The organism is Pseudoxanthomonas sp. LjRoot204_2, from assembly GCF_056175765.1.
In genome coordinates, this window is the sequence record NZ_JBGFFG010000102.1 from 1 (window position 1) to 9,113 (window position 9,113).

Annotated in this window: 7 protein-coding genes; 3 read left to right on the forward strand and 4 right to left on the reverse strand. The window is 69.1% G+C overall.

Translation table 11 applies throughout. From position 1 onward, the window contains the following. The 3 genes from metX to AC04L7_RS06780 form a co-directional block, all read left to right on the forward strand. A partial coding sequence (metX, locus tag AC04L7_RS06770; protein ID WP_475512727.1) for a homoserine O-succinyltransferase MetX occupies positions 1 to 671 on the forward strand: 671 nt, incomplete at its 5' end. Further along, a complete protein-coding gene (locus tag AC04L7_RS06775; RefSeq protein ID WP_436000076.1) occupies positions 668 to 1,891 on the forward strand; it encodes an O-succinylhomoserine (thiol)-lyase in 1,224 nt (407 codons plus the stop codon). The genes metX and AC04L7_RS06775, both read left to right, overlap by 4 nt. Continuing rightward, entirely contained in the window at positions 1,888 to 2,964 is a 1,077-nt protein-coding gene (locus tag AC04L7_RS06780) for a homoserine dehydrogenase family protein (protein ID WP_475512728.1), read from the forward strand. The genes AC04L7_RS06775 and AC04L7_RS06780 overlap by 4 nt, the downstream gene beginning before the upstream one ends. Before the next feature lie 110 nt (positions 2,965 to 3,074). Here the strand turns inward: AC04L7_RS06780 and AC04L7_RS06785 are convergent, their stop codons facing one another. The 4 genes from AC04L7_RS06785 to AC04L7_RS06800 all read right to left on the reverse strand — a co-directional run. After that, positions 3,075 to 4,037 carry an alpha/beta fold hydrolase gene (locus AC04L7_RS06785; RefSeq protein WP_436001081.1) on the reverse strand — a complete coding sequence of 321 codons (963 nt, stop codon included), beginning with the start codon at positions 4,035 to 4,037 and terminating at the stop codon, positions 3,075 to 3,077. Between the two features lie 91 nt (positions 4,038 to 4,128). After that, the gene (locus tag AC04L7_RS06790; RefSeq protein ID WP_475512729.1) at positions 4,129 to 7,215 is read right to left on the reverse strand and encodes a two-component regulator propeller domain-containing protein; all 3,087 of its coding nucleotides are present in this window, start codon (positions 7,213 to 7,215) and stop codon (positions 4,129 to 4,131) included. A gap of 450 nt (positions 7,216 to 7,665) precedes the next feature. Continuing rightward, positions 7,666 to 8,073 carry a DUF4279 domain-containing protein gene (locus AC04L7_RS06795; RefSeq protein ID WP_296278440.1) on the reverse strand — a complete coding sequence of 136 codons (408 nt, stop codon included), beginning with the start codon at positions 8,071 to 8,073 and terminating at the stop codon, positions 7,666 to 7,668. 5 nt (positions 8,074 to 8,078) lie between these two features. Further along, on the reverse strand, positions 8,079 to 9,113 hold a 1,035-nt coding region (locus AC04L7_RS06800), incomplete at its 5' end, for an L-serine ammonia-lyase (RefSeq protein WP_475512730.1).

Sequence of the window (9,113 nt, forward strand, 5' to 3'; positions counted from 1 at the left end):
CTGACCAGGCCGACGCCATCGCCAAGCTGCTGTCGGCGCTGGGCATCGCGCGCCTGCAGGCCTTCGTCGGCTATTCCTACGGTGCGCTGGTGGGCCTGCAGTTCGCCGTGCGCCATCCGGAACGGCTGGAGAAGCTCATCGCCGTCAGCGGCGCGCACCGCGCCCATCCCTATGCCGCTGCCTGGCGCGCGCTGCAGCGTCGCGCGGTGACGCTGGGCCAGCTGCAGTGCGCCGATGCGCAGGGCCTGTCGCTGGCACGCCAGTTCGCGATGCTGAGCTACCGCACACCGGAGGAATTCGGCGAGCGTTTCGACGCGGCGCCCGAGATCGTCAATGGCCGCGTGCGCGTGGCTGCCGAGGACTATCTGGACGCCGCCGGCGCGCAGTACGTCGCGCGCACGCCGGTGACCGCTTATGTGCGCCTGTCTGAATCCATCGACCTGCACCGCGTCGACCCCGCCGATGTGCGCGTGGCCACCCTGGTGGTCGCGGTGGAAGGCGACCGCCTGGTGCCGCTGTCCGATTCCGTGGCGCTGGTGGAAGGCCTCGGCACGCTGGGCCAGTTGCGCGTGCTGCGCTCGCCCTACGGCCACGACGCCTTCCTGAAAGAAACCGACCGAATCGATTCCATCCTGACCTCGGCCCTGCGCGCCGCCGGAGATTCCGCATGAGCAGCTACGTCCCTACCGATGGCGACGCGCCCTGTCGTCCCGCCACCGCCGCCGTGCGCGCCGGCATCGACCGCGACACCGCCTATGGCGCGGTGACGCCGCCGATCGTGTTGTCGTCCAACTTCAGCTTCGCCGGCTTCGCGCAGAAGCGCGAATACGACTACACCCGCAGCGGCAATCCCACGCGCGACCTGCTGGCCGAAGCGCTGGCCGACCTGGAAGGCGGCGCCGGCGCCGTCGTCACCGCGACCGGCATGGGCGCCATCACGCTGGTGTTGAATGCGCTGCTGGAACCGGGCGACCGCCTGGTCGTGCCGCACGACGCGTACGGCGGCAGCTGGCGCCTGTTCAACGCGCTGGCGAAGAAGGGGCATTTCGAACTCATCACCGCCGACCTGACCGATCCGCGTTCGCTGGCCGATGCGCTGGCGCAGTCGCCGAAGCTGGTGCTGATCGAAACCCCGTCCAACCCGCTGCTGCGGATCACCGACCTGCGCTTCGTCATCGAGGCCGCGCACAAGGCGGGAGCGCGCACGGTGGTGGACAACACCTTCCTGTCGCCGGCGCTGCAGACGCCGATCGCGTTCGGTGCCGACCTCGTGCTGCACTCCACCACCAAGTACATCAACGGCCACAGCGACGTGGTCGGTGGCGCGGTGATCGCGCGCGATGCGGAGACCCATCAGCAGCTGGTGTGGTGGGCGAATGCGCTGGGCCTGACCGGCTCGCCGTTCGACAGCTTCCTGACGCTGCGCGGCCTGCGCACGCTGGACGCACGCCTGCGCGCGCACCAGGAGAACGCCGACGCCATCGCCGCGTTGCTGGAGACGCACCCTGCGGTGTCGAAGGTCTACTTCCCGGGTCTGGCCACGCATCCCGGCCATGCGGTAGCGGCGCGACAGCAGAGGGGCTTCGGCGCGATGCTGAGCCTGGAGCTAGAAGGTGGCGAAGAAGCCGTGCGTGCCTTCGTCGAGGGCCTGCGCTACTTCACCCTGGCCGAATCACTGGGCGGCGTGGAAAGCCTGGTGGCGCATCCGGCCACGATGACGCACGCCGCGATGACGCCGGAAGCGCGCGCCAAGGCCGGCATCTCCGACGGCCTGCTGCGCCTGTCGGTCGGCATCGAAGCGACCGACGACCTGCTGGCGGACATCACTGCCGCACTCGCGCGCGCCGAAGCCGTCGCCGCCGAATCCAAGCGCAAGCTCGCCGACGCATGAGCACGGTCGTCCGGCTTGCGACGGCACCGCGTACCGCGCCGAAGCTGGCGCTGCTCGGCACCGGCGTCGTCGGCAGCGCCTTCGTCGCGCGTTACCAGCGCCTGCAGGAGCGCGCACTGCCGGTGCCGGCCTTGGCCTGGCTGGCCAATTCCCGCGCCCTGCATGCGTGCGGGACTTCGGCACCGCGCGCCCTGCAGGAGGCGAACCAAGCGGCATCCCGCGAGGACGCCATTCCGCCGTGGGCCGAGGGCGAAGCACTGCGACCAGGCGACATCGTGGTCGATGCTACGGCCAGCGATTCGGTGGCCGACTGGCACGTCGAATGGCTGTCGCGCGGCGTGCACGTGGTGACCGCCAACAAGCTCGGCCTCGGGGGCGCATGGCTGCGCGCCGACGCGATCGCTCGCGCACGGGCGGGTTCCGGTGCGCGGTACGGCGACGCCGCCACTGTCGGTGCGGGGTTGCCACTGCTGCGCAGCCTGCGCGCGCTGGTGGACGGAGGCGACCGCATCCATCGCGTCGAAGGCGTGCTGTCGGGCTCGCTGGCATGGCTGTTCAACCAGTACGACGGCATGCGCCCCTTTTCCGGTTTCGTGCGCCAGGCGCGCCAGGCCGGCTACACCGAACCCGATCCGCGACTCGACCTGTCCGGCGAAGACGTCCGCCGCAAGCTGCTGATCCTCGCGCGGGCGGCAGGACTTCCGCTGCAGTCCGACGACGTCCGCGTGGATTCGCTGGTACCCACGGGACTCGCCGCCCTGCGGCTGCCCGCGCTCGATGCCGCGCTCAGCCAGCTGGATGCGCCGCTGGCAGCGCGCTTCAAGGAGGCCTACCGCCATGGCGCGCGGCTGCGCTTCCTCGGCCGTTTCGACCATGCGCGCGCCAGCGTGGGTCTGCAAGCGCTGCCGCTGGATCATCCGCTGTGTGGCGGCGGCGGCACCGACAACCGCGTCGCGATCTACAGCGATCGCTATCCCGAACAGCCGCTCGTCATCCAGGGACCGGGGGCCGGTGYCGATGTCACCGCGGCGGCCTTGCTGGWCGACGTGCTGGCGATCAGCGCGTCAGTCTAGAGGAGTGGGGAGTGAGGAGTGCGCGGCAAAGCCGGCAGGGCGGGAGATCATGAGCAAGCGCCTTCGCGCACCCCACTCCGCTCACTGCTGCTTCAAGGCGATGCGCCGGCTCACCTCAACGCGTCAAGCAGGGCGGCGTTGAAACGCGCCGGATCCTCCACCTGCGGCGAGTGGCCAAGCTCGGCGAACTCCACGAGCGTCGCGCCAGGGATCGCTGCTGCTACGCGCCTGCCCAGCACCGGATAGTCGCCGAGTCGCTTCGCGACGTCCGGCGGGGCAAGATCCTTGCCGATGGCGGTGCGATCCTTCTGGCCGATGAAGAGCGCGGTTGGCACCGCGATCTTCGGGAACTCGTAGACCACCGGTTGGTTGAAGACCATGTCCGACGTCAGTGCCTGGCTCCACGCCACGGCCTCGCGCCCGTCGCCGGCATACATGCCGCCCAGCATGCGCACCCAGCGTTCGTAATCCGGCCTCCATTGGCCGGAGTAATACACGGTGCGCTGGTAGTCGCGGATGCTGTCGAAAGTCGTTTTAGACTCCCGCGCATACCAGCCATCGATGCCGCGCCACGGCACGCCTTCGGCCTTCCAGTCCTCAAGGCCGATCGGGTTCACCAGCAGCAGGCGCTCCGTGTCCTCGGGATACTGCAGCGCATAGCGCGCCGCGAGCATCCCGCCCATGGAATGTCCGACCACCGACGCACGTTCGATACCCAGAGCCGCAAGCAATGCATGCGTGTTGGCCGCCAGCTGGCCGAACGAGTAGTGGTAGTGCGGCGGCTTGCTGGATTTGCAGAAGCCGACCTGGTCCGGCACGACGACGCGATATCCGGCGCCGGTCAGGGCGTCGATCGCCGATTCCCAGGTGGCCGCGCAGAAGTTCTTTCCGTGCAACAGCACGACGGTACGGCCGTTCGGCGTGGCCGGCGCGATGTCGAGGTAGGCCATCTCCAGCGGTTGCGCCTGCGAGGTAAAGGCGAAGATCTTGACGGGATGCGGATAGGCGAAGCCCTCCAGGCGCGCGCCATGGCGGGGCAGGGGCTCGGCCTGGGCGACGGCGGCTAGCGACATCGCGACCGTGGCGAGCAGGGCGTGGAGGGTCTTCATGCTGGATCTTCCGCGACATGGCGGGCCAGCGTAGCGCGCACGGCGTGGAGAGGCGTCAAGGCTGCCGCGTGTGCGACGGCAGCCTGTCCGGGTGATGCGGTCCGCGCAGGGCGAGGTGGCCGCGGCGAACGAGTTCGGCGGGATCGCGCCGGACCTGGTCGGCATCGAGCGCGGGCAGCGCCAGCGGCGTGGCTTCGTACAGTGCCCAGCCGTTGCGCCCATGCGCCTTCACCTCGTACAGCGCACGGTCCGCCAGCGAGACGAGTTGCTCCCACCCCAGCAGGTCCGGCGCGCTGGCGAACGGCGGGTAACCGATCACGCCGAGCGATGCCGTCACCTGGAGGCGCGCGCCCGCCACGTCGACGGGCTCTGCGGCGATCGCCAGGCAGATGCGGCRCCCCAGCGCATGCAGTTCGTGGCGTGGCATGGGGCGGAAGACCATGAGGAATTCCTCGCCGCCCCAGCGGATGACGTAGTCGCCGTCGCGCGACAGCGTGCGCAGCCGGTGCGCGACGGTCTGCAGTACGTGGTCGCCCGCCTGGTGGCCGTGGCCATCGTTGATCGACTTGAAATGGTCGATGTCGAGCAGCGCGAACGCCAGCACGTCCACGCCCGCCGCGAAGCCGGGCATGCGCTGGTAATAGGCGATGTCGGCCGGCAACTGGCGGGTCAGGTAGCGACGGTTGTGCAGGCCGGTCAGCGGATCGGTCAGGCTGATCGCTTCCAGCTGGCGGTTCGCCTGCTGCAGGTCGCGCGTGCGCTGCTGCACGAGGCGTTCCAGCGCGACGCGCCGGTTGTGGTGGCGCCGCAGCACCCAGCGGTTGGACAGCAGCACGAGGATCGCGAGTGCGAGCGCGAGCAGCAAGTAGAACCACGGGCTTTCGTAGAAGTACGGGGCGATGGAGAACGCCTGGGTGGCGGCGGCTCGCCCCGACACGCCACTGTTGTTGGTGCCGAGCACTTCGAAGACGTAGCGCCCCGCCGGCAGGTTGGTGTAGGTGGCGCTGCGCTGGTGCGGATCGTCGAGCAGCTTCCACGCGTCATCGTAGCCCTTCAGGCGGTACCGGATGTCGATATGGTCCGAGGCCTGGAAACTGAGGGTGGTGAACTCGAAGCGCAGGTCGCGCGCGCCACTCGGCAAAGACCATTCGGTGGCGCGTTCCGCCGGCCGCCACTCGCCCTGGACCTGTACGCGCTCGATCACCGATTCGGGTACGTAGTCGTTCGCGAGCGACTGGTCGGTCGCCATCACCACCACGCCGTCGCGCGTCGGCAGCCACRGTGTGTTGTCGACCATGAAACCGCGGCTGTTGCCGGCGCCGTTGCAGCAGTCGCCCTTCTGTCCACCATGGCGATCGCCRCGTTCGTTGAGCAATGTCCGCGCCGTCACGCGGAAGGCCGGGTCGTCGGCGGCGGTCAGCAGGTCCGCCACCGGCACGCGGTAGATGCCGCGCAGGCCCGCCGCCCAGAGGAATCCGCGGGCGTCTTCGGCGAAGAAGAACGGCGCGTTCGCCGGGATGCCGCGCTTCTTGTCGAGGCGCGTCCAGCGCTGGCCGTCGAACAGCAGCAGCAGTTCTTCCGACAGCGCCCCCACCAGCCACTGGCCGCCGGCGAGTTCGTGCAGCGAAACGACGTGCGGCGCGTCCAGACCGGTGCCGGTGAACGGCACGGCGATCAGGCGGTCGTCCACGAATTCGTAAAGGCCGCTCTGCGTGCCGACCAGCAGGCGTTCGTCGCGCGTCTCCATCAGCACGCGCACGCGCACGTCGCGCAGGCCCGCGGATTCGCCGTAGTGCTTCAGGCGTCCATCCTGTTCGCGGTACAGGCCCGTGCTGGTGGCGAACCACAGGCGACCGCGGCGGTCGCGCACGATGCCGTTGACTTGGGCGGCATCCATGGCGGCCAGCATTGCCGGCCGTTGCACCCGGCCATCGCGATACAGCGCCGCGCCGTCGCGGGTACCGATCCACGTCTGCCCGTTCTCGGGCAGCAGGCTGTAAGCGGCGGGATGGGGAAGCGCCCGGCCGGGTACCACCGTGCGGAAGCGCCCGGCGTCCAGCACGCTCACGCCGTCGTCGCTACCGACCCACACGCGGCCATCGGGGGCCTGCGCAGCCGACCACAGCAACGGCTGGTGCAGGCCCTCGGCGCGGCTGTATCTGCGCGTCCAGCCATTCCACGCGCGGCTGGCACCTTCGTTGTTGCTGCCGAGCCACAGGTTGGACTCGCGGTCCTCGTAGAACGCCCGGATTTCCGCCAACGGACCCTCGGCCGCGATACGTTCCAGCAGCCGTCCTGCCTGCAGGCGGTAGAGCGTGTCACGAGTGCTCGCCCACAGGATGCCGTCGCGGTCCCCGTAGAGCGCCTGTACGCCTCCGCTGGCCGGTGCCACGTCGCGCTGCGGCTGCCAGTGCTGGCCCACGAGCGCGAACAGGCCGGCATCGCAGCCGGCCCACAGTCGGCCATCGTGGCGCGCCAGCGACGTGACGGTGGCCAGCGCCGCACGCGCAGGCAAGGCGAGGATCCGCTCGCCCGCGCCGTCGAATACGTGCACCCGGCCGCGGCCGCCGACCCAGAGCGCGTCGTCGTCATCCACGTGCAAGGCCAACGCGCCGCCATCATCGAGCGGATGGAGCATCCGCAGCCGATCGGCCGCCACCGTCATGACGCCGCGGTTCGTGGCGACGATCAGGCGGCCGCGGCCATCGCGCGCCAGTGCGCGTACGTCGACCACGCCCGGCGCCTCGCCGGGAGCCAGCGCGATCGTGCGGATGCGGTTGCCTTCGCGCACCGCCAGACCCTGCGGCGTGCCGATCCACAGCCGGCCCTCGCGGTCGGTCTGCAGCGCCTGGATCCAGGTGCTGGGCAGTTCGGGCGTGTTGTCCAGGTCGAAATTGGTGAAGCGCACGCCATCGAAACGGCTCAGGCCCGCCTGCGTGCCGAACCAGAGGTAGCCGGGCTTGTCCTGGGCGATGGCCAGCACGCTGAGCTGGGGCAGGCCCTGTTCCAGGCTCCAGTGGTTGCGGACGTAGTGATGGAACGACTTGGACGGGTCCAGCGCGTGCGCCGTCGGACAAAGCGCGGCCATCCCGCCCAGCAGGGGCAGGCACCAGGCCGCCAGTCGGCGCCGCCACGAGGGCATGCCGCGGCGGGTCTTGTCGACGGGGTCGGACAGGACGCGTCTCCGGTAAGTGGGTTTACCAAGAACGGTATCGGCGCGGGGCGGCCGCGCTAAAGGGCCGGGAATCCCCGCCCACCCAGGGTCGCCTCGCGGTCGTGAAAACGCGGTGGGTGCCGCTGTGTGGCCAGCCTGGCCGAGATCCAGTACCCCGGTCGCGCTGTGTCCTACCCGGACTGCATGGGAGCCGGATCCGTTCGTGGTGAGCCTGTCGAACCAACCTCTTTGTGAGGAGTTGGCAGGGACGTCGTGGCCCGGGTAAGGCCGAAGGCCCGACCCGGTGAGCCACGTGAACTGCAATTCGGAAGGCCATGCCCCGCACGTTCGCGGGTCTATCGGACCCCGGATGCGCTCCGCTTGCTTGGACTACCCTGGCGTGAGCGCGAATGGATCGCCTGCGTGCCGGCCAACCTCTCATCCATTCGGGTTGTAGATGTCGAAATCCAATGAAATACCCCTCTCTCCCAGGGCGAGGAGCACTTTCGCCGAAAGCGGCAAGCCATCATTGAAACTCTCCATGAAGATGCCGCAGAACACGTCTGGCTTGTAGCGGGACAAAGACGCCCAAATGCCTGAATCGGAGGGGAGCTGCTCCAAGAGTTCGACGATCTGCGCCTCGAGATTCTCGGGTTCGCGACGCTCGGCGTGGAGTCTCCAGCTTCCTCGCTTGGCTAGGCGCACGACACCGGCTCTGCGACTGATGTCATCGCCCTTGCGGCAGGACTCGGTTGGGGCGACGCCCAGCAGTGCGGTGATTTCCTCGGGTACGAGATCTTCCCCGAAGAATCGAAGCGTCGCCTCCGAGTGGTGGAGCGTGCCCATCGGATCTAGCACTCGATGACGTTCACCGCCAGCCCGCCGCGGCTGGTTTCCTTGTACTTGTCCTGCATGTCGCGCCCGGTGTCGCGCATGGTCTTGATCACCTTGTCGAGCGAGACCTTGTGCTTGCCGTCGCCGCGCATCGCCATGCGGCTGGCGTTGATCGCCTTCACCGCGCCCATCGCGTTGCGCTCGATGCACGGGATCTGCACCAGGCCGCCGATCGGGTCGCAGGTCAGGCCCAGATTGTGCTCCATGCCGATCTCCGCCGCGTTCTCGACCTGGCTCGGGCTGCCGCCCAGTGCCGCGACCAATCCGCCGGCCGCCATCGAACAGGCCACGCCCACCTCACCCTGGCAGCCGACTTCGGCGCCGCTGATGCTGGCGTTCTCCTTGTAGAGGATGCCGATGGCCGCGGCGGTGAGCAGGAAGTCGAACACCCGCTGCTCGCTGTTGCCCGGGCAGAAGCGGTCGTAGTAGTGCAGCACCGCCGGGATGATGCCGGCCGCACCGTTGGTGGGCGCGGTGACCACGCGGCCGCCGGCGGCGTTCTCCTCGTTCACCGCCAGCGCATACAGGTTGACCCAGTCCAGCACGGTCAGCGGATCGCGCATCGCGGCTTCCGGCTTGCTGGACAACTCGCGATGCAGCGTCGGTGCACGGCGTGACACGTGCAGGCCGCCGGGCAGCGTGCCTTCCTCGCGGATGCCGCGCGCCATGCACGACTGCATCGCGTTCCAGATCGCGCGCAGGCCGTCGCGGATCTCGTCCTCGCTGCGCCAGGCCTTCTCGTTCTCGAACATCAGCGCGGCGATGCTCAGACCGCTGCGCTGGCACTGCGCCAGCAACTCGTCGCCACTCTTGAACGGGTACGGCAGTGGCGTCTCGTCAGCGACGATGCGGTCCACCGCCGCGTCGTCCTGGTTGACGACGAAACCGCCGCCGACCGAGTAGTAGTCGCGCGTGGCGATCACCTCGTCGTTCGCATCGAAGGCAGTGAAACGCATGCCGTTGGTGTGGTACGGCAGCTTCTGCCGCTTGTT